This is a genomic window from Nitrosomonas communis, assembly GCF_024102715.1.
Classification (GTDB): domain Bacteria; phylum Pseudomonadota; class Gammaproteobacteria; order Burkholderiales; family Nitrosomonadaceae; genus Nitrosomonas; species Nitrosomonas communis_B.
Genome location: NZ_JAGFJM010000074.1, coordinates 1 through 21,158 on the forward strand (window position 1 = coordinate 1; position 21,158 = coordinate 21,158).

At 44.6% G+C, this 21,158-nt stretch carries 22 protein-coding genes and 1 pseudogene; 11 read left to right on the forward strand and 12 right to left on the reverse strand.

All coding sequences use genetic code 11. The annotated features are described in order from the left end of the window. Nucleotides 1-160: 160 nt before the first annotated feature. Nucleotides 161-316 (forward strand): annotated as a pseudogene (locus J5I83_RS06730) (transposase); the annotation flags it as partial. A gap of 136 nt (nt 317-452) precedes the next feature. Here J5I83_RS06730 and J5I83_RS06735 read toward each other — a convergent pair. From J5I83_RS06735 to J5I83_RS06745, 3 genes are all read right to left on the reverse strand, one after another. Further along, on the reverse strand, nt 453-2,345 hold the full coding sequence (locus J5I83_RS06735; RefSeq protein ID WP_304054381.1) for a copper oxidase: 1,893 nt from the start codon (nt 2,343-2,345) through the stop codon (nt 453-455). A 173-nt stretch (nt 2,346-2,518) separates the two neighbouring features. Next, nucleotides 2,519-3,538, reverse strand: coding sequence for a multicopper oxidase domain-containing protein (locus J5I83_RS06740; protein WP_304054383.1), 1,020 nt, complete (start codon nt 3,536-3,538; stop codon nt 2,519-2,521). Nucleotides 3,539-4,340: 802 nt separating this feature from the next. Next, a complete protein-coding gene (locus tag J5I83_RS06745; protein WP_304054385.1) occupies nt 4,341-5,270 on the reverse strand; it encodes a porin family protein in 930 nt (309 codons plus the stop codon). A 129-nt stretch (nt 5,271-5,399) separates the two neighbouring features. On the opposite strand from J5I83_RS06745, the gene aat reads away from it, so the two are divergent. From aat to J5I83_RS06775, 6 genes are read left to right on the forward strand one after another with little or no spacing between them, the layout of a single operon-like run. Next, nucleotides 5,400-6,101, forward strand: a complete 702-nt coding sequence (aat, locus tag J5I83_RS06750) for a leucyl/phenylalanyl-tRNA--protein transferase (protein WP_304054387.1) — start codon at nt 5,400-5,402, stop codon at nt 6,099-6,101. Next, entirely contained in the window at nt 6,064-6,840 is a 777-nt protein-coding gene (locus tag J5I83_RS06755) for an arginyltransferase (protein WP_304054388.1), read from the forward strand. Before aat ends, J5I83_RS06755 begins: the two co-directional genes overlap by 38 nt. A 43-nt stretch (nt 6,841-6,883) precedes the next feature. Continuing rightward, nucleotides 6,884-7,909 carry a quinone-dependent dihydroorotate dehydrogenase gene (locus J5I83_RS06760; RefSeq protein WP_304054390.1) on the forward strand — a complete coding sequence of 342 codons (1,026 nt, stop codon included), beginning with the start codon at nt 6,884-6,886 and terminating at the stop codon, nt 7,907-7,909. Further along, nucleotides 7,902-8,561 carry an electron transport complex subunit RsxB gene (rsxB, locus tag J5I83_RS06765; RefSeq protein WP_304054392.1) on the forward strand — a complete coding sequence of 220 codons (660 nt, stop codon included), beginning with the start codon at nt 7,902-7,904 and terminating at the stop codon, nt 8,559-8,561. The genes J5I83_RS06760 and rsxB overlap by 8 nt, the downstream gene beginning before the upstream one ends. A gap of 12 nt (nt 8,562-8,573) precedes the next feature. After that, a complete protein-coding gene (gene nth, locus J5I83_RS06770) occupies nt 8,574-9,236 on the forward strand; it encodes an endonuclease III (protein ID WP_304054393.1) in 663 nt (220 codons plus the stop codon). Continuing rightward, nucleotides 9,237-9,668 (forward strand): DUF1841 family protein, encoded by a 432-nt coding sequence (locus tag J5I83_RS06775; RefSeq protein ID WP_304054394.1) that lies wholly within the window; start codon nt 9,237-9,239, stop codon nt 9,666-9,668. It begins immediately after the preceding gene. A 452-nt stretch (nt 9,669-10,120) separates the two neighbouring features. Here the strand turns inward: J5I83_RS06775 and J5I83_RS06780 are convergent, their stop codons facing one another. The 4 genes from J5I83_RS06780 to J5I83_RS06795 all read right to left on the reverse strand — a co-directional run bounded on the left by J5I83_RS06780 (nt 10,121) and on the right by J5I83_RS06795 (nt 13,411). Next, nucleotides 10,121-10,447 (reverse strand): cytochrome c, encoded by a 327-nt coding sequence (locus J5I83_RS06780; RefSeq protein WP_304054395.1) that lies wholly within the window; start codon nt 10,445-10,447, stop codon nt 10,121-10,123. 27 nt (nt 10,448-10,474) lie between these two features. Beyond that, on the reverse strand, nt 10,475-10,759 hold the full coding sequence (locus J5I83_RS06785) for a cytochrome c (protein WP_304054421.1): 285 nt from the start codon (nt 10,757-10,759) through the stop codon (nt 10,475-10,477). A gap of 166 nt (nt 10,760-10,925) precedes the next feature. After that, nucleotides 10,926-12,842, reverse strand: coding sequence for an ATP-binding cassette domain-containing protein (locus J5I83_RS06790; protein WP_304054396.1), 1,917 nt, complete (start codon nt 12,840-12,842; stop codon nt 10,926-10,928). Between the two features lie 131 nt (nt 12,843-12,973). Next, entirely contained in the window at nt 12,974-13,411 is a 438-nt protein-coding gene (locus J5I83_RS06795) for an Hsp20/alpha crystallin family protein (RefSeq protein WP_304054398.1), read from the reverse strand. 472 nt (nt 13,412-13,883) lie between these two features. Between J5I83_RS06795 and J5I83_RS06800 the strand changes: the two genes are divergently transcribed. Then, nucleotides 13,884-14,048 (forward strand): hypothetical protein, encoded by a 165-nt coding sequence (locus J5I83_RS06800; protein WP_304054400.1) that lies wholly within the window; start codon nt 13,884-13,886, stop codon nt 14,046-14,048. A gap of 17 nt (nt 14,049-14,065) precedes the next feature. On the opposite strand, the gene J5I83_RS06805 is transcribed toward J5I83_RS06800, so the two are convergent. After that, entirely contained in the window at nt 14,066-14,353 is a 288-nt protein-coding gene (locus J5I83_RS06805) for a hypothetical protein (RefSeq protein ID WP_304054402.1), read from the reverse strand. 361 nt (nt 14,354-14,714) lie between these two features. On the opposite strand from J5I83_RS06805, the gene J5I83_RS06810 reads away from it, so the two are divergent. Then, the gene (locus J5I83_RS06810) at nt 14,715-15,209 is read left to right on the forward strand and encodes a YbhB/YbcL family Raf kinase inhibitor-like protein (protein WP_304054404.1); all 495 of its coding nucleotides are present in this window, start codon (nt 14,715-14,717) and stop codon (nt 15,207-15,209) included. Nucleotides 15,210-15,268: 59 nt separating this feature from the next. Here the strand turns inward: J5I83_RS06810 and argB are convergent, their stop codons facing one another. Beyond that, nucleotides 15,269-16,156, reverse strand: a complete 888-nt coding sequence (argB, locus tag J5I83_RS06815; protein WP_304054406.1) for an acetylglutamate kinase — start codon at nt 16,154-16,156, stop codon at nt 15,269-15,271. 232 nt (nt 16,157-16,388) lie between these two features. Between argB and J5I83_RS06820 the strand changes: the two genes are divergently transcribed. Beyond that, on the forward strand, nt 16,389-16,973 hold the full coding sequence (locus J5I83_RS06820) for a BON domain-containing protein (protein WP_304054408.1): 585 nt from the start codon (nt 16,389-16,391) through the stop codon (nt 16,971-16,973). Between the two features lie 29 nt (nt 16,974-17,002). Next, nucleotides 17,003-18,370, forward strand: coding sequence for an FAD-binding oxidoreductase (locus J5I83_RS06825; protein WP_304054409.1), 1,368 nt, complete (start codon nt 17,003-17,005; stop codon nt 18,368-18,370). 17 nt (nt 18,371-18,387) lie between these two features. On the opposite strand, the gene J5I83_RS06830 is transcribed toward J5I83_RS06825, so the two are convergent. From J5I83_RS06830 to cyoE, 3 genes are all read right to left on the reverse strand, one after another. Continuing rightward, entirely contained in the window at nt 18,388-19,377 is a 990-nt protein-coding gene (locus J5I83_RS06830; RefSeq protein ID WP_369683400.1) for a reverse transcriptase domain-containing protein, read from the reverse strand. A 47-nt stretch (nt 19,378-19,424) separates the two neighbouring features. Further along, the gene (locus tag J5I83_RS06835) at nt 19,425-19,571 is read right to left on the reverse strand and encodes a hypothetical protein (protein WP_304054411.1); all 147 of its coding nucleotides are present in this window, start codon (nt 19,569-19,571) and stop codon (nt 19,425-19,427) included. A gap of 623 nt (nt 19,572-20,194) precedes the next feature. Beyond that, a complete protein-coding gene (gene cyoE / locus J5I83_RS06840) occupies nt 20,195-21,088 on the reverse strand; it encodes a heme o synthase (protein ID WP_304054412.1) in 894 nt (297 codons plus the stop codon). Nucleotides 21,089-21,158 lie beyond the last annotated feature (70 nt).

The window sequence follows — 21,158 nt, forward strand, 5'->3', positions numbered from 1 at the left end:
ACAAAAACGCGCCGCCGCCTGCGCAATGGTAAGTCCTTCCTTCTTACGAACGGACAAAACTTTGCAGCGAAATGATGATGGATAAGTCATCTATGGATTGTAATCAATTTATTTGAGCTTTGCTATAGCGGTAGTGTTGCGCCCCAAGGAAACCAGAAAATTTGTATTGTTTCCCCCTCGCTGGGTGGTCGAACGCACCTTCAGCCGGCTGAACCATTCACGCCGACTCAGCAAAAGCTACGAACGTCTCACGCGCACCAACGAAACTTGGATTTACATCGCTATGATTCGTATTATGTTGAGGAGATTAGCTTAAAACAGGAGTTTCTAAACAGCTTCTAAGGTTTCAGTTATTAAGCAAAGAAACGCTAACCAGAGAATATTTGGTTAGCGTTTCTTTATGCCTACAAAGTTTTTTTATGATCGATACTTAATAAGAGCTATCTCTTCCTTTAGTGAACAGGGTTACGCTGACTATCTGTCAAGCCTGCGGCCCATTCACTTGACAGGTTTTGCACCCAGCCATTATAGACATTGGGTAGTGCTACAAGCCCTTGACCGCCGTAGCCCGGCAGACTGCTGACAGCATCATCCTTGGCAACACTCACATCAGCCACCATGGAAATTGCGCCGACAATATCAGCATCGATCAAATCACCATCACCATTGGGATCAGGATCAACTACTAGAAGCCGGTTGGAGAACTTGCTGGTAACATAAGCATAATAACCACCACCCTGCTTGGCGCCAAAATTTGCACCATGGCAACCCGCATCGCATGGCAGCATCTTGACAATTTTGTGCGTCACTGGATCGATAACCACGATTTGACCACCGGTCGCTGCGGTTACCATGACCTTGCCATCCGGTGAAACCGGGGTTTGGATCGGCAGCACACCAACCGGTCCGGTAATATCTCCTGTGATTGGATTGTAATTTTTAATCAGATCGATGGTATCTAATAATGCTCCATTGTTGCCATCCAACACACTAATGCTGTGGTGCAGCAAATTTGCGGCAAAGACCTTGCTGGAATCGGGCATCATGCCAATCGCGATTGGATGTGGCCCAGGCGCACCCTTTCCTGTATCAGTTCGGGAGATGATTTCTCCGGTTTCTGCATCGTAAATACCGGTATCACTGGTATTGATATTCGGTGTAATGATACGTTTTCCATCCGCAGAAACCCAGTGGCCATGCGGATTGGCAGGCGCCTGTCCATGATGTTGGGTCGGCATCATGTGTTTGATCTCTGTGGTACCCGCGGGAATAATGACCACACCATTTTCGCCATTGATCGCCACAGTGGCATCATCCGTAGTAGGCAACGTGACCACATGCGAAGGGGTATCCCCCACCTGGATATTTTTGATCATTTTTCCTGTTTTCTGATCAATCAAGGTCAACTTGGTATCAAACCACTGAGTCTGATAGATCATCGAATGATCACGATTAGGCCACAGATTATGTGGATTGTTCATGTTGATCTGAGGAAGCGCAATTTTCCGCTTGAGCGTCCAGTCACTCGTATCCAGTACAGTAATGGTGCCCGGCTTGGTTTTACCGGCTGTTTTCTCAAACTGGGTGTTGATCCACACTTCACCCACTCCCGGCGTACCCGGCTTAAATAATGGCGGCAGATCAATATTCTGGCCGTATCTTGATTCCAGGACAGGCACAAGAGGAAGCTTGCCGAGATCAGTGACAACATCCACGGCAGGATAATTAACGTGCCACGGTGCTGATGAAGTGAAGTCCTGCCAATTACTCGGTGTCGTTGCAACAAAGAAGGTCCTTAGCAAACGCGTCGCCAGGTCACTACTGGTAGGCAGTTCTTTAATGCCCGATACCAGATCAATAGTGTTACCAAGATCCAGTCCATCTGTAGCGGAATTGTCTACAATCACCGCTCCGAACATATATGGATGAATCTTGCAGGTAAATACGTACAAGCCGGGCACATTGAGCTGGACAATACCACCACCGCGGTAAGCTTTGGTTTGGTCAAAGGGAATCATAAAATGATCTCCCCCATGTGCATTATGTCCAGCTTCAGTTGGCCACAACAGGCTGGTGACGGTATGCACCCCATGGGTATCCGCCATGATGAAATGAACACTGCTGCCTGGCGGAACAATTTCCAGAGATTTTGTGTGGGTGACGGGGCTTAACAAGTCGCCACGTGCACTTCTGAACCAGCTACCAGGTTCATCTGACATGATGAATGTAACCAGCCCAGCTTCATTACTGTTGTTACCAAAAATGGCACCGCGTGGAGAGGCGCCTGCAATGCTATCGCCTGTAGCACCCGAATCTGCTGCAACGATATGGAATTTGCCATTCATGCCAGATTCCATGTGGGACATCACGTGACAGTGATATTGCCAGACCCCTGGCCCCACGCCAGCGCAATCGACGACAGCAGCCATGCGGTAATCAACAAAACAATTGCTGTAATGGTTTTCATTTTTTTTCCATAAATATATGAATTCATATTTTCTTCTGCCAGAAATTGATCCTAGTCAGCGACAACGAAATTGCCTTTCATGCCAAGCAATTTGCTTGAAAAGACTGTATCCTGATAGCTTGCAGAATGGGTTGCTGTGATTGCAAATACATGCTTTTCAAGTGGACCAATTGCTTTTGTCTTGATCCTTGTTCTTGTTCCCGGGTCGACCCAGGTATAGCTACCAAGTTCGAACTGGTGAAAATTAGTGCCCAATGCGATCAAATGAAATCTCACATCGGTATTTCTTTGCGCCATCAACGTAGGATTAACCCCAAGCGGAGTTTGTATGCCAATTGTATTATCGATTTCCATCCCCCAAAAAGCGTCATCTCCGATGTAAAGCACATATTCTTTTTGAATATTCCCTAGCGGAGTGGCCACACCCTGGCCATCAATATTTAGTTCTGTTGTGCCAGAAGCCGGATTGACAATGAGCATGCCAAAAAGTCCCTTGTCCTCAGCGCCGTTATGGCTGATCATGTTGTGATCGTGATAAGGCCAGGTGCCGCCAGTGCCGAGGGCCGCGGTCCAGCGGTACTTGTACGACATGACGGGCGTAGCGCTTTCATCCTTGTGTAGATTGATGTACTTCAACGTGCCATCGCTATCGATATCAAAGTGCACCCCGTGCACATGTAAACTGACATGCTCCTGCTTGGGGTTATCTGGATTAAACACATGCAGCAGCTCGATGTCGACCACATCGCCCTCAGTGATGACGATAGTTGGTCCTGGAATGGTCGCTTGAACGCTGTAACGGCTCGTTACATCAACTGAGTTGCCATTCTTATCGGTAATTTCATGAGATTGCATGCGATAAGCATAACGTCCGCCATCAAGTTCATCCGCGTGCATTACGATATGGTGTAAATTTGCTGCCGATACGCTGCTTACAAAAAACAACAAAGATAGGGCCGGAAGTATCACCGACCATATAGCTATTAATGGTGCGTGTAAGTTAAATATTCTTCCCATATACCACGAATTGAAGCTATCCACAGGAAACCCAGCAGCGAGTTTGCGCTTCATATTTGTTACTCCCTTTTTAGTACAAGTTGAATTGAAGACAAATGGAATCAATATGTCATGAACACATTAATCAGCCAGATAAGAAACAAGCAACTTCCATGCCACACCAATATTCCCAATGTAGTTGGGGATATACTTAATTATTTGGCAAGCATTTCTAAAAATTAAGTATAAAAATGCCGATAATGTGTAAAAAAAATCGACACTTTATTTACTAGTCAGAGTCTCTTTTTATTAAAAATAAACAATTGTTTTTCTGAATAAATGTGATAAATTGCCGCACCTGGAGCCCCCAAATCCACTTAAATCATGTGTAACAAAAGTGTAAGAAATTTCGACAAATAGGAATAAGCCAAAATTTTCTATCAGAAGATTAACTGCATGATCCGCCAAGAAATTCTCTAATGGAAACCGTCAGAACAATTCGCTGAATCCATTGAGGATTATGGTTCTAATAGAGAATCCGGGATAAACCAAGCGTAGCGATCACCAATCTCATGTCTGATTCAATGCAGAAAACATTTCGACATTATTTTCAGCAAATGCATCGAATACCACGGACCAGGAATTATCTGGATCAGGCTGAATTGATACCAGCGCGTCATACAAAAAAAGACGCCCCACCAATATGCAGCGGGGCGCAAAGGCTTCGTCACAAAATCATTCTCTAGACATAATGACCTTGCTAGAAACAAGAGAAGAAAAATACAACCAATTTAAAATACAACTACAAACTACATACAACTAACAGCTACGAACAACTATCACTGAGGAGACAGGCTCATCTCCTGCATTTGCATCGTTAAAAACCGATTCCAAGATACGCGCCGGCAGTCATGCCGCTCATATTGACGCCATCGGTCTTGCCAAACGTCTCGTGATAACGCGCATCTACCCCAAGATAAAATTCTTTCCAAATTCGATAATCAGCACCTGCAGCAAACATCATACCCGGAGCCAAGACTGTGATCGACTCACTGGGCGGACTAATCACATGCATAGAAAACCCTGCCGGAATGATCCATGGTCTAAAGTCGCTGCCTTCCATGAATTTAATTTTAGGTGCCGCTGACACTGTAAATTGGCTGACTGTCACACTGCGCGGATTTAAAGTTCCGCCTGCCAATTGAGTAGGCGCATTGGCCAATGCATTACCTTGTGAGCTACCAAACTTTTTGTATTCAAACATCAACTCAGCATAAACACCTGTTTTGGGCATGAGGCCCCACACATCTCTTGTCAAGTTCCAATCAAAGCCGGCACCGATATACCACCCATTATCATCTCCCGTCTCCTGCGCACCGACCGGTGCGACATTACTTTGCAGCGTTACGCCATTTCGTTCCTGCAAGTTATGCGCAAAACCACCACGGAAAAATAGCAGCCTATCTCTCCGCGCCATCACACGCTCCATTTCATGGTGATGTTCATGTACTTGGTTCATCTCCTCATGCTGCTTTACATGTTCTTTTCTAATGAACTCTTTTTCCTGTCTTATTTCTTCATTTACTCTTCTAATTTCCTGTTCTTCTTGAATAGTTTTCTCTTTTACCTGATTGAGCTCTTCCCGAATAGCTTTCAATTGACTTTCCAATAACTGAATCTGCCGTTCCAGAGCCCGAGTTGATGTATCGTGTGCCGATGCCTGCAGTGATGTGATCGTCATGGTAATAGCCAGCGCACTTGCCACCGCTCTGACAACTAACCGCATTCTATGACGCAATAGCCTCATTCCATTCTCCTTTTTTTTGTCTTATTTGTTTAAACAAACCAAACAAACATGGGATTGATAATAAGAAAACATTACGCTATATACCTTGATCTAAATCAAGACTTATACATTTCAACACAAAATATTCTTATGATCCATTGGTTAACTCAAAATAATAAACATTTTCCACCGCTCGAAATGGCCCTGCACGAGCCTAATGGATTACTGGCAGCGGGCGGAGACTTATCTCCACAACGCCTGCTGACTGCATATCGTTGCGGAATCTTCCCGTGGTTCAATCAGGGAGAACCCATTCTATGGTGGAGTCCGGATCCGCGCATGGTGCTGTTTCCCAGCGAACTAAAAATTTCCCGCTCACTTCATAAAACACTGAAAAAACATCATTATCAGATTCGATGGGATAGTGCTTTTACCGAGGTCATGCAAGCCTGCGCAGCACCTCGCAAAGAACAGGAAGGCACATGGATACACCCGGAAATGGTTACAGCCTATACTGAGCTCCATCAGATCGGCGTGGCCCATTCGGTGGAGACCTGGATCGAAGGAAAGCTGGCAGGTGGATTGTATGGTATTGCGTTGGGAAGAATGTTCTTTGGTGAGTCAATGTTTTCTCGAGTTACTGATGCCTCCAAGATTGCCTTTGTGCATTTAGTAAAACAATTGGAATGCTGGAACTTCGGTATGATTGATTGTCAGATGAAAACAAGACACCTTGCTTCATTAGGTGCGAGAGAAATTCCTCGAATTGAATTTGCCCAAATATTAAACAGTCTGATCATTGCTCCCGAAAAAAATGAAAAATGGCAGTTTGATTACGTCTATCCAGAATAATGCTATCTTGCCTGTTATGAAACTTCATACCACTGAATTTTATCCATGTAGTTATTTGCCGGATAAACTTGCTCGCTCACAAATTGCGGTGCCAGATTATCTGATAGATGCTCGAGTTTATGCTCAGCTGATTAAAACCGGCTTCCGCCGCAGTGGCAGTTTTGTTTACCGCCCAAACTGCGAGCAATGCATGGCCTGTATTTCAGTACGCATAATTGTTGATCAGTTTTCTGCTAACCGGACACAGCGCAGAGCCTGGAAGCGGCATCAGGATCTAGTAGCCACACAACATAAATTGCATTACCATCCTGACCACTATCGCCTTTATCGGCGCTACCAGGTGAAGCGCCATGCTCATAGCGGCATGGATTACGATAGCCGTGATCAGTACTGCAATTTTTTGCTGCAAAGTAACGTCGATTCCAGGCTCGTTACCTTTCATGAAAATGATCAACTACGCATGATCAGCATTATCGATCAATTACCGGATGGTCTTTCTTCGGTATATACTTTCTTTGATCCAGATATTCCTAATGCCAGCTTTGGCACCTTTAACATTTTGTGGCAAGTGGAACAATGCCGCATAAGAAAGCTACCTTTTCTTTATTTGGGCTACTGGATTAAGGAAAATCGGAAAATGAATTACAAAGCCAATTTCCAGCCTTTACAGCGCTTAATAAATGGACAATGGCAGACATTTAATTATCCTCCACCTTTTCAAGATAATCCTGCGGATTAGTCCTGCTTAATTCCATTTACTTTTCAGGATAAAATAAGCATCAATGCTATACGATCTTCTCCGTCCGCTGCTTTTCGCGTTTGATCCCGAAACGGCGCATACCATCTCGCTCAGTACATTGCAGCAGTTGCAAAATCTTGGATTGCTTTCAGGCCATTCATATGCTTGCAAACCGCGCAAGATAATGGGTTTAAATTTTCCCAATCCCGTTGGTTTGGCTGCCGGCCTGGATAAAAACGGCGCCTACATTGACGCACTTGCAAAGCTAGGGTTTGGCTTTATTGAAGTAGGCACAGTAACGCCACGTCCGCAGCCGGGCAATCCACGGCCCCGCCTATTCCGTCTTACTCAAGCGCAGGCAATTATCAATCGCATGGGTTTTAACAATCACGGTGTCGATCACTTGATCGAAAATATTAAACGCTCAAATTTCCAAGGCATCCTGGGCATTAATATAGGTAAGAATTTCGACACACCGGTAGACCAGGCAGGAGAAGATTATTTGATTTGCTTACGCAAAACTTATCGTTACGCTAGTTACGTAACCATCAACATTTCTTCACCCAATACCCGCAATTTAAGACAATTACAGAATACCACTGAGCTTGATCGCTTATTGCATCTATTGAAAACAGAGCAAATTAAACTTAGTAATCAATATGGTAAATACACGCCGCTCGTCATAAAGATTGCACCTGATCTGGACTCTTCACAACTTGAGGCAATTGCCCGGCTGTTGATGAAACACCAAATCGATGGTGTTATCGCTACCAATACAACGATCTCCCGGCAAAATCTAGAGCATTTACCGTTTGTAGATGAAGCAGGCGGCCTAAGCGGCGCACCACTCAAATCACTTAGTACCGAGGTGATTAGAAAATTACATACTTTGTTACAAGAAACCATCCCCATTATTGGTGTCGGCGGTATCATGTCGGCTGAAGATGCAACAGAAAAAACTGCAGCGGGAGCGAATCTGATCCAGATCTATACAGGACTGATTTACCATGGTCCCGATCTGATACGTCAATCTGTTGCAGCAATCTGCACACCAACTCATCATGACTGATAAACGCAACTTAATAGAGCAGATCGATGCTATTCTGCCGCAAACACAATGTGGACAATGTGGTTTTTCAGGCTGCCTACCTTATGCCACCGCTATTGCTGAAAGCCGCGCCGATATCAATCAATGTCCACCTGGAGATGCAACAGGCATCCGGAAACTTGCGGCCCTGCTGGGCGTGGCATTCAAGCCTTTAAACCCAGCGCATGGCGTACCGAAACCCAAATCAATTGCTTTTATTAATGAAGAACAATGCATCGGCTGCACATTCTGCATACAAGCCTGTCCTGTCGATGCGATTATCGGTGCTGCCAAACAAATCCATACTGTCATTACAGAAGAATGCACCGGTTGTGAGCGGTGTGTGGCTCCCTGTCCGGTAGATTGCATCAGCATGATCCCTGTTCCCTCTCCTGAAAATCAGACCGCAGAAATGAAACAGAAAGCGGCGGATCGTGCACGCGCACGTCATCAGTTTAGATTACAAAGATTTGAGCGTGACAAGCGTATACAAGCTGATAAATTTGCACAAAAATCACTTGCAGCAAAAGAATCTCCGTCGACTACAGAGAATACTCGTCTGAAAAAAACAACCATTCAAGCTGTATTGGAGCGTGCCCATGCAGTCCGCACAGGGGCAATCAACCAAAAATAATCACGCCAGACCATGAATGCCGCCAAACGTTACGAAATTTTTACACGCTTCAAAGTTGCCAACCCTAAACCGACAACCGAACTTGAATACACTACGTCATTCGAGCTGCTGGTTGCCGTAATACTCTCAGCTCAGGCTACAGACAAAAGTGTCAATCTGGCAACCAGAAAACTTTTCCCATTGGCCAACACACCCGAAAAGATAATAGCGCTGGGTGAAGCAGGGTTAAGCAATCTGATTCAAAGGATTGGCTTATATAGGACCAAGGCAAAGAATATATTGGCCACCTGCAAGTTACTCATTCAGCATCATCATAGTCAGGTACCGAAAACACGAGATGAGCTTGAAAAGCTACCAGGGGTTGGACGTAAAACTGCAAACGTTATTTTAAATACCGCCTTTGGTGAACCAACCATTGCGGTAGATACCCATATTTTCCGTGTTGCCAATCGAACAGGAATTGCCCCTGGCAAGAACGTACTGATGGTCGAGCATAAACTCATGAAGTTTGTACCTACAGAATTCCGCCACGATGCTCATCACTGGCTAATTCTGCATGGACGATATGTGTGTAAAGCGCGCAAACCTGCATGCAACTGCTGCCTTATCAATGATTTATGTGAATACAAGCATAAAAACCTAGAAAATAATAATGTTACAGTAGTCACCTCCTAAATGTTTAATCCAACCAGAGAGCAGGTTCGTCAATTATTCTTCGATACATGGCGTAAGTACCGTCAGAGAGAATTTCTGTCCGGTATAGAAACCATCGCATTAGAAGTAATATTGTTGCACCCAGAATATCAAGATATGCTTGATGATAGCGAGCGTTATCGTGAAAAAAATTATCTTCCAGAAATGGGAGAAACGAATCCCTTTCTTCATATGAGCATGCATGTTGCTATCAAGGAGCAGCTTTCCATTGATCAACCGATTGGAATTCGTAACAAATTTGAGCTTTTACTAAAAAAAACTGGAAATGAGCATGATGCTACTCATCTGATCATAGAATGTCTGGCTGAAATGCTGTGGCAGGCACAGCGCAATCAAATGCCACCAGATGCGCAGATTTATTTTGATTGTTTGGATAAATGGATAGGCAACTAAATCAATCGGGATAAAGGCGATCAGTATATCTGACCGAACCCTTCCCGCATCACCCGACACGCGGGTCTGTACCGGGGCGACTCAAGAAGTTGAGATCATGCAAAACGGGGTCACTCGTCGTATCGGCCTGAGCCGATACGTCCCCCTCAACAGTTGTTCCCGTATCGCCGGCCACGGTCATGATGAGGAAACGTGCCTTCCATCCGATTCTTGTCCATCGGCCCGCAGCTTGCTACAAGCTTACTCCTCACACTCGGTCACTCACGTGCAGTTGCGCTTCGCTTTGCTTCGTTCGTCGTGATCAACCTACAGTGGGACTTTCACTCATAAGAGCGCACCCGGGGGCCGGGCGCACATAAAAAAACGGAATGTATGAAATCACACATTCCGTTCTCAGTTTTACTTCCTCTGAATGAGCAAGCCATAATCTCTCTACTCATTCATACGATAAACTATTTCTTTACATACAAACCAGACTGGGTAGAAAAATAAAACGCCAGATTTTCAATCTCTTCATTACTTAACGCTGCAGCCATTCCAGCCATGATAGGGTCTTTGCGCTCACCAGTTTTATAGTCTTTTAAAGCTTTCTCAAGATAAGTTCTGGGTTGACCACCAATTTTAGGGAAATTTGGAGCAGGGCTATTACCATCGGCTCCATGGCAGGAAGCACACACTTCTGCAGCTTTCTTCTTGCCAGCTTCTATATCGGCTGCAATACCTTGCCCAGAAAAAAGAAATACTACACCGCTTATGGCGGCAACTACAAAATTCTTCATAATCCTATCCTTGCATAAATGGGAAAATTAATTACCAGCATAATAAGCAGCCAAATCTTCGATATCCTGATCGGAAAGAGTAGCTGCTATTCCAGTCATAGTAGGATGATTACGCTCTCCCGATTTATAATCCCTCAGCGCCTTGGCTAAGTAAGCAGCATGCTGCCCACCCAGTTTTGGAACATGATAAACAACAGGATAAGATGTGCGATAACCCTCTATTCCATGGCAACCCACACACATGGAAATTTTGGCTTTGGCTGCTTCAGCATCACCGGCTGCCTGTGCAACACCAGAAAATGCCAGAAACATGCCAGTAGCAAGTAATAATTTAACAGCTGCTGACTTTTTCACTTTGTGCGTCCTCCTCTCAAAAAGGTGAACTTTAAACGATGAGCCATGTTAAGTCAAAGAATATAATAGTTATATCTCCCTATTATAAATAGGGAAATTATCCAACAACAATCTTTTCCTATCTTTATCCTGCCGATTGCTTGGACTCCAACTCTTCCCAGCGCGCCAAGCAGTTTATTAGCTCTTGCTCTATTGCAGAAAATCGAATTTGTAAAGCCCGAGCCTCATCAGGGGAATTTCGATAAATAGCAGAATCGCTCAATCGCACAGTAATGAATGATTGCTCCTTTTCCAGTAAATCGATTTTCTCAGGCAACGCAGTCAGCTCACGTGTTTCTTGGTAGCTCAGTTTAATACGCGAAGCGGGCTTTGCTCTTTTCTCCTGAGAAACTGTAGTGGATTTAAGCGGAACATCCACCTGTCTGAGCGCCATTTCCATAGTATGCTTGCTCTGAAGCCAGTCCTCATACCCCCCTACATATTCTCTCAAAATGCCGTTACCTTCAAATGCAATGACCTGAGTAACGACATTGTCGAGAAATTCGCGGTCATGGCTGACTAGAAACAATGTGCCAGTATAGCTCTGCAGCAGCGTTTCGAGTAATTCAAGCGTTTCGATATCAAGATCATTGGTTGGCTCGTCCAGTACCAACACATTAGCTGGGCGTGTAAATAAGCGCGCTAACAGTAGCCGATTACGCTCTCCCCCTGACAACGATTTGACTGGTGAACGGGCGCGCTGTGGCGCAAATAAAAAATCCTCCAGATAACTGATGACATGTTTCCGCTCACCATTAATTTCTATGAAATCGGATCCCTGGCTAATTGCTTCCACCAAAGTCAACTCCTCGTTTAACAGCTCACGCATTTGATCAAAATAGGCTACAGTTAACTTTGTGCCTTGGCGTACGCTTCCTGCATCAGGTTTCAGTTCTCCCAATATAAGTTTCAGCAAAGTTGACTTTCCGGCACCATTCGGACCTAATAATCCTATTCGATCACCTCGCATGATACGACAGGAAAAATCCTTAATAACAGTCTTATCACCGTAGCTTTTGCTGATGTGCTCCAGTTCTGCGACCAATTGACCAGAACGCTCTCCTGATTCGATATTAAAGCTAACCGATCCGACACGCTCACGCCTGGCAGCGCGCTCCAGACGCAACGCTTCCAGTCGCCTTACCCTGCCTTCATTGCGTGTACATCTTGCCTTAACACCTTTACGTATCCAGGCCTCTTCTTGCGCTAACACCTTATCGAATTTCTGCCGATGCATCGCTTCAGTTTCAAGAAGCTCTGTTTTCTTTTGCTGATATTGCACAAAATTACCCGGGAAATACGCCAGATGCCCGCGATCAAGTTCAATGATCTGTGTCACGACATTGTCTAGAAAACGGCGATCATGTGTAATAAAAATGACGCTACCGGAAAAATCTTTGAGTAAACCTTCTAACCATTCGATAGAGGAAAAATCGAGATGATTGGTCGGTTCATCCAGCAACAATACATCTGGCATTACCACCAAGGCACGGGCTAGTGCAACCCGTTTCCTTACACCTCCTGAAAGACTTTCTATCTGCTCATCTGCCGGCAACCCGAGCTGATTTATCACGGTATCAACTCGAGCTTGAATACGCCAGCCATCCTGCGCTTCCAGCAAGTTTTGCAAATCCTGCAAGCGCTCAAGCAATATTTGTGTATTTGCTTCACTCGCACTTAATGCATGAGAAATCTCATGATATTCAAGCAGTGCCTGACTCAGATTTCCAAGTCCTTTGGACACCTCCTGAAATACTGTGCTACCAGCATCGAATTGTGGCTCCTGTGACACATAGACCAGCTTCAGTTCGGGAGCGTACCAAAGCTTGCCATCATCCAGCTTAATCTCTCCTGCAATTGCGCGGAGAAGGCTTGATTTACCGCTACCATTACGACCAATTAAACCTATCCGCTCGCCCACGTCAAGCTGCAGATTTACGTGATCCAGTAATGCATGGTGACCAAATGCCAGGCTGGCATTCTCAAGGGTTATGAGAGGCATGAAAAAACAAGAAAATCAGCAAGCTTGCAATTCTTTCACGAACTACAGTGCTCAGTAAAATAATTTTTTTAAAAGACATTGCTTTAATCAAAAACACTCTGAATACAATGGAGCCCGCAGGCTCCATTGTATTACTCAGTTGACGCGACATTTATTTTCTTGGGCTGAACTGACTCCCGTTTGGGAATAACAATCTCCAACACTCCATATTTAGAAACAGCCGAGATTGCATCGGGGTTTGCCGTATCCGGTAAACTAAATCGTCGATAAAAAGAGCCATACGTTCTCTCAACACGCTTATAACCTTCTTTCTCAGTCTTAGCTTCAGTTTTTTTCTCACCCTTGATCGTCAACACGCCATTTTCCATACTGACGTCTATTTCCTCTGGCCTGACTCCAGGCAGATCAGCAAGTAACACAAACTTATTAGGCTCCTCCTTGATATCGACAGCGGGAACCCACTCTGCGGTAGCAGAAGAGCCCTCTCTTGCCACATCACCTCGCATCTGCTCCAGTTCTTTCTGAAGCTGAGTTAATAATCCCCAAGGTTCATAACGCGTAATAGCCATTTAATAACCTCCATATCACAATAAAAATACCTTAAATCGGTTAGCTACAAAGAATTTCCTTGTAGCGTACCGTCCACTCTGTCTTATGATCAGACTTTTCCAACCAGAAAATATCCTTGAGAAAATTTTTCGTTTTACCCTGACATTTTCTATTTGCACTCAGTATTTCCTCGTGTATATAAATTTCAAAAAGCACTTTGTTATTACATCATTGATGCATTTAAAGAAACAATGAGTACTGGTCTTAATATAGGCATACTCATTTTATTTTCAATCCATGCAAAGCAAATATATCGATAAATAATAAGAATCAAATTTCTCCAGTTGGCATACGCGGGCACTAATTGATATAGAATTCACTCTATATCAATCTTGATAAATTCCTATCTTCAAATGTATTTGGTAAATAATAGGAAATTCAAAAAAGCTGTAACCATATATAAGATTTTTCAGCACGATAGGAGAAATAGTTATGATCAGAAACCCGCGTACTAAACGTATTTTATCCATTCCACTATTCATGTTGGGAGGTATACTCATCCTGCTGGCACCCGAAAATGCATGGATTGGCGTGATTTTACTGAGTCTTGGCTTAGCAATAGAAATTGCCGCACTGATATTCAGCCACCGTAAATAAAATATATCCAGATTCGCTCACACTCCCACAAAAACCTCATGGTACAAATGGGGCCTTTCTGCTTGATTACATACTGTATGAGGAGGAATGTCCAATCCTTTCCTAATCGGTGCTGTATCAAAATCACAAAAGTTTGCTGTTGCCGCCCCGCACTTTTCCCGCCGGCTTTGCAAATAGGTGACCATTTCCCCAGAATCACCGTTGCCCTTATCTAAAAAATATCCACGCATCTGTGTTGCCATAAATGCGAGTATGCACAAGGAGGAAAAGCGTGGTTCTGCTCCTAAATCGAAACCTTGCGGCATAACCCCCACCAATGTTGCCGCTAAATTGTAGTGGATTTAGAAATTCGTTTTGTTCCAAAAGAAACTGATCAGAGATCAAATTTGCTTTTTTTCTTCAGATCAATAATTTCTTTTTCTTTGCTCGTACATGCGCTATAAATACAAGATGCTAGTTTTTTCACTCAATCAATTATCGATAACTGTTAATTAAAGCTTTGTCTGAGGAAAGCAGGATATGGAATATTATCGTGATAACAAGCCAGAAAGAGGTGGTTGTCTTAATCTCTTACATCTGACAGTAGTTACAGTTACACTTATCTTTATTCTTGCTCGAGTTAGTCATGCAGAAACAAGCACATCTCAGATTAGTAGGGAAAATATTATGACGCTTATACTGACATCCCCTTCATTTTCTCATAATGACATGATTCCAGCCCAATATACCTGTGACGGCCAAGATATTTCACCAGCTCTATCGTGGACAGGAATTCCTGATCACACCAAGAGCCTCGTTCTGATCGTCGATGATCCAGATGCACCTGACCCCGCCGCCCCTAAAGTAACGTGGGTGCATTGGGTGTTATATAACATCCCTCCCCACGTGAACGGATTGCCTGAAAATGTCGCAGCAAAAGAATTGCCAGCAGGGGCCTTACAAGGAATTAATGACTGGAAGCGTACTGGCTATGGCGGACCTTGCCCACCAATAGGTATTCACCGCTATTTCCACAAACTTTATGCGCTAGATGCAGTGCTATCTGATTTGAAACGCCCTACTAAATTAGAGGTGGAGAAAGCCATGCAAGGCCATATTATCATGCAAACAGAATTGATCGGACGCTACCAGCGCAATCATCATAAAAAATTGAATAAATGAATTAAAATTCAATCACATGGATCGGAATTACCTAAACACAGATCAAACTTAGAGAGTAGTTAATTTTCTTTGATTAACGTACCAACCCCTTCGTCAGTCAATATTTCCAGCAAAAGGGCGTGCACTACTCGTCCATCAATAATATGGCATGATTTAACACCATTTTTAACTGCATCCAACGCTGAACCGATTTTGGGTAACATTCCACCCGAAATTATCCCGTCTGCAAATAATTCATCCACCCGTCTGGCAGTCAAACCAGTAAGCAAATTACCATTTTTATCGAGCACACCCGGTGTATTAGTAAGAAGTATCAGTTTTTCCGCCCTTAAAATTTCAGCAAGCTTGCCCGCTACTAGGTCTGCATTGATGTTGTAGGATTGGCCATCTTCACCTACGCCAATAGGCGCTATTACGGGAATAAAATCACGCGTATCGAGTAATGTAATGAGGGAAGGATCAATTTTTTCAATTTCGCCTACTTGGCCGATATTAATCCATTCTCCCACCTTTTCTTTATCTTGGATGAGCATTTTTTTTGCGCGAATAAAAGCGCCATCTTTACCTGTCAAACCTACTGCGCGGCCACCATGGCGATTAATAAGATTGACAATTTCTTTGTTGACCAATCCACCGAGTACCATCTCGACAACATCCATGGTTTCAGCATCGGTTACTCTCATACCTTGAATGAAGACTCCTTCTTTCCCAACACGCCGTAACATTTGATCGATCTGAGGTCCACCTCCATGGACAATAACAGGATTCATACCAACCAGTTTCAGCAATACGACGTCACGAGCAAAGCCTTGCTTGAGATCTTCTTCTACCATGGCGTTACCACCATATTTGATCACGATCGTTTTATTATGGAAACGTTGTATATAAGGTAACGCTTCTGCGAGAATCTTGGCTTTCTCTTTAGCAGTAGATGAAGATAGCGACATTTTATATTCCTATGAACATTTTTAAGCTGGACACTTAATTACTTTTCAGCATCCTATTTATTTTTATTTTCTATATAAAATTATAATTGCCGATCAATAAACAGCAATCGGGTGTAAACTTAAACTATTTATTTAAAGAGATAATCTAATCATTGTTAGGACAACTTCTGATTTAGCGTTATTTTACTGTATATTATCAAGAACGAATTTACTTATCCCTCATGCAGAACCAATGAATTACCCAAAATGTTATTCCTTACTATTGATCTTGCTGTTTCCTATCCTGAGCGGGTGTGTGCCCTTTGTGGTTGCTGGTGTGGGTGTGGGAGCAGGTACAGGTGCTTTGATCAGTGAAGATCGCCGCAGCAGTGGTATTTTTATAGAAGATCAAGCAATCGAACTTAAAGCAAGCAGGAGAATTAACGAACAGCTTGGTCGCGATGCTCGCATCAATGTCACCAGTTTTAACCGGAATGTTCTTTTGACTGGGGAAGCACCGAATGAATCGATGAAAAATGAAGCAGAAAAACTTGCCATGAGCGTAGAAAATGTCCGAAATGTTTTCAATGAAATTGCCATATCAGAAAAAAGTGCTTTATCTGTACGTACTAACGACTCCCTGATCACATCTAAAGTCAAGGGTCGCTTTCTGAGCGAAAGAAAATTTCAAATTAATTACGTGAAAGTAATTACAGAAAACAGCATTGTATATTTACTCGGTCTTGTTACACGCGAAGAAGGAGAGAGCGCGGCACAAATTGCCAGTACCACAGCTGGCGCAAGAAAAGTTGTTAAAGTATTCGAATATTTAAACTGAGTCTACTGATCACTCAATCATTGAGGTAAATGCTGCCGCCAGACTTTGCTGCTCAGCTACATCAACTATTTCCTTCTCAACGGATTTATACTGATCCTGTTGAGTGCTATACATACGCCTACGATAATAGTAGAAAAATTTTCCCGCCAGAAGCCGTCGTCTTTCCGCTCACAGCAAAAGAAGTGCAATCAGTAGTTTTGCTTTGTAATGCTAATCAAATTCCTCTAACACCGCGCGGACGAGGCACAGGCACTTCGGGAGGCAGTCTACCAGAAAAGGGAGGAGTGGCACTCTCATTAGAGCGCATGACACAAATCATCAACGTTGATTCTGCAAACCGTGTTGTTGTGGCAGAACCGGGAGTATTGAATCTGGAAATACAGAATGCGGTCAAGCCACATGGCTTATTCTGGCCTCCCGATCCATCGAGTGCGGCCTTCTCAAGTATTGGAGGAAACCTTGCTACCAGTGCTGGCGGACCACATGCAGTCAAATACGGCACTACTCGTGATCACGTATTAGGATTAAGGGCAGTAACCGGCGCAGGTGAGGTGATTAAGACAGGCTGTTATACTACAAAGGGAGTCGTGGGATACGATCTTACTCGACTACTCATCGGATCTGAAGGTACCTTGGCTATTATTACAGAAGCCACACTTAAACTAACCCCCTTGCCTGAGATGCAAGGGGGTCTGATAGCTCATTACCGTGATACCAATAGTTGCGCACACGCTATTGTAGCAATTATGGGCATGCCCAAAGGTCCCAGTGCACTAGAATTTCTGGATGCAGGTTCATTAAACTTAATACGCAGTCACTTTCCAGATTTATTACCTGCTGACTCTCAAGCATTACTTATGATTGAAGTAGATGGATCACAGTCTGAAATCTCAGAAACTATCAATACACTCTTAGCAGTATGTCACAATTCCGGGTTATTACACACAGAACACGTAACTATTCCAGAAAATTTATGGAAAGCCCGGAAAGCTTTATCACCGCTACTACGCGATATTGCTCCCAAAAAAATTAATGAAGACGTGGTAGTGCCGATAAATGTGCTACCGCAATTCTTAGATGAATTAGCTAAACTTACCGGCTATTATCAGATTGCAAATGTAAATTTCGGGCATGCAGGAAATGGCAATATTCATGTCAATCTACTTATCAATCCTGATGATACGGAGCAAATTTATCGCGCAGAAAAATGTTTGAATGAAATATTTGATTTAGTCATTAAGCTCAACGGCACACTTTCTGGCGAACATGGGATTGGAAGTGAGAAACGTGCGTATGTCTCTAAGGAAATTGATCCCACGACATTAACTCTCATGAAGAAAATCAAACGCCTATTTGATCCGAACGATATCCTTAATCCAGGAAAATTATTTCCGTGAATCGGGATAGGGGCCGATCAGTATACCTCATCGAACCCCTCCCACACCACCCGGCATGCGGGTCCGCGCCGGGCGGTTCGAGAAGTTGAGGTCATGAGAGATGGGACAGGCCAAGCCTGTCGAAATAGGCGATGGTCAGTACCCGTTTGATATCGCCATTGCTGTTTCGGCCACCAACAACGCGCATTTTGTGCTACACGCTGAGCTAGCTGTTCGGCTGCGCTAAGATTGATGAATTCCCGGTAGATCGTGCTACCCCGCTTCCAATGTTTGAGTTGGATCGCCCGCAATCGATGCCGCAGCCATTCGTTCAGCGTCCGCCAGATCTTCGGCGTTTGCGCCAATCCGAAGTAGGCTTTCCATCCCAATAAGTAGGGTTTCAATCGCCCAATGACTTCCGCCATACTGCGCCCGCCTGAGCGCCGGGTCAGTTGCCTGATCCGTTGCTTGAACGTCGCCATGGGCTTTTCGGCCACCTTGCGTTTCACACCTTCCTTGCTAAACCAGAAGATGTAGCCCAGAAACTTTCTTCTTATCACACTGGCTACCGTACTCTTAGTCTCATTGACTTTGAGCCGCAGCTTGGCATAACATCGCCGCAAGCGTACATATACGTTGCAATCGTCGGCATAGCGCACGAAGCAATGGCCCTGTTTCTCCAATACCTTGTCCACTTCATCCGGCAGCACATTCGCCAGAAGTAGGCTCAGCGGCCTGCCTTGCGGCGTGCCCTGATACCGTTCCGCCACAACGCCATCACTCATGATGCCGCTGTTCAGGTATGCCCGAATCAGCCGGATCACTTCCGCATCGTCGATACGCTTCTTCAGCCGGTCAATGAGAATATCGTGATTGACGCGATCAAAGAATTTCTCCAGATCAACATCTACCACGATGCGCCGGCCCGATTGTACGTACGCCTTCTGGGACGAAACCCCGTAGCTATGCTCGCTGAATGTCGGGTCAAGCAGCTGTTGCAGCAGTGCTTGGCTTATCAGCCGATCCATGACCGTCGGTATACCCAGCTCACGGCTGTTCCCGTCCGGTTTCGGGATCAATACCCGCCGGACTGGGCCGATACCTCCCCCGCAGTAACTGTTTCCGTATCGTTGACCACGCCGTGACGAGGTGGCGCGCCGTCTGGTCGATGTCCAGTCCGCCTACGCCTGCTGCTCCTTTGTTGGCTTTGACACGTTTCCATGCTTCCCGCAGATTCTCTCTCGTCAGAGCAGCCCGCAGCAGCCCCGATCCTGTGTTCTCGCTGTCCCGTCGCGGGCTGTTCGCTTCGTCGCTGACAGGCTCGCGTCCGGCTTCACCGGCCGCTTTCCCCATCCGCTCCGCTTGTGCAGACTTCTGACGCCTGGCGTTCAACATCGACATGATTTTCAAACACTCCTTCTCGTTCGACCCTTCGCCCTTTGCTAGGGACTACTACGACCTCTGCTGACTTCTCGCTCCATATCTCCGCATCGGCCTTTCAGCCATGAGGCGAGATCTCCCCGGGTAAGAACGCACTCCTTCACTGCACAACCGCCGGATTTATGCCGCTTCGCCTTGATCACAAGAGCTTCGCGGAATCATGCTCGCTCGCCCTGCTCAGCAACGCCTTCTATCCGGTTCTTGTCCATCGGTTCGCAGCTTCGCTCCTCGCTTCCTCCCCACACTCGGCCATCCTCATGCAGTTGCGTTTCGCTTCGTTCGCCGTGACCAACTTACGGTGGGACTTTCACCCACAAGAGTACGCCCGTGCCGGGCGCACATATAAAAAAACACCCTGTCCAGAAAAACAGGGTGTTCTTGTGCTCGTTAAAATGTTTCGTTTCTTTAAAAAGAAAAATAATGATCTACAAGTAGCACTACAAACAATAACGCCAGATAAATAATTGAATATTTGAAGGTAGTGCGCGCAAGTTGATCGCTATATCTAAGATAAATTTGTAAAGCGTAGTAAAGAAAAATTGCATTAAGTACAACTACACCAATTAGGTAAATCATTCCACTCATCTGCGAAATATAAGGAAGCAGTGTAACTACACAAAGTATGAGTGAATACAATAATACATGAAGGCGAGTGAAATTATCGCCATGCGTTACCGGCAGCATTGGCATGCCAATCTGAGCATATTCATTCTTCCTGTACAAAGCCAACGCCCAGAAATGAGGGGGTGTCCAAGCAAAGATGATTAAAAATAAGAGCAATGCATCCGGTGAAATTTCACCCGTCACGGCTGCCCACCCTAAGACAGGAGGCATTGCGCCAGATGCTCCGCCTATTACAATATTTTGGGGAGTCAGCGGTTTAAGTATTATCGTATAAATAATTGCATAACCAACAAAAGTACCCAGTGTAAGCCACATAGTTAGCGGGTTTACCCACTGGTGAAGTATGAATAAACCAAATCCACCTATCAATCCCAGAAAAAATAATGTTTCTGGAACACTGACTTTGCCTTGAGGAAGGGGGCGTCCACGAGTTCGCGCCATGACTGCATCAAATTTCTGCTCCACTAGACAATTTAGTGCAGCAGCCGCGCCAGCGACCAGCGCTATTCCTAATGTTCCAAAAAATAGAATGTTTAATGGCACTGCACCAGGTACGGCTAAAAACATACCAATCACAGCGGTGAAAACTATTAGCGATACGACGCGTGGTTTTGTAAGCCGATAAAATTGATTTATTCTTGATGTTGTTTGCTGCCACACCAGACTAGCACTCATTATATATGCCTCTCCTAAGTATCTTGTTAGATCTTTAAATTATTTACTACTATCCTTATGCGCACCCATT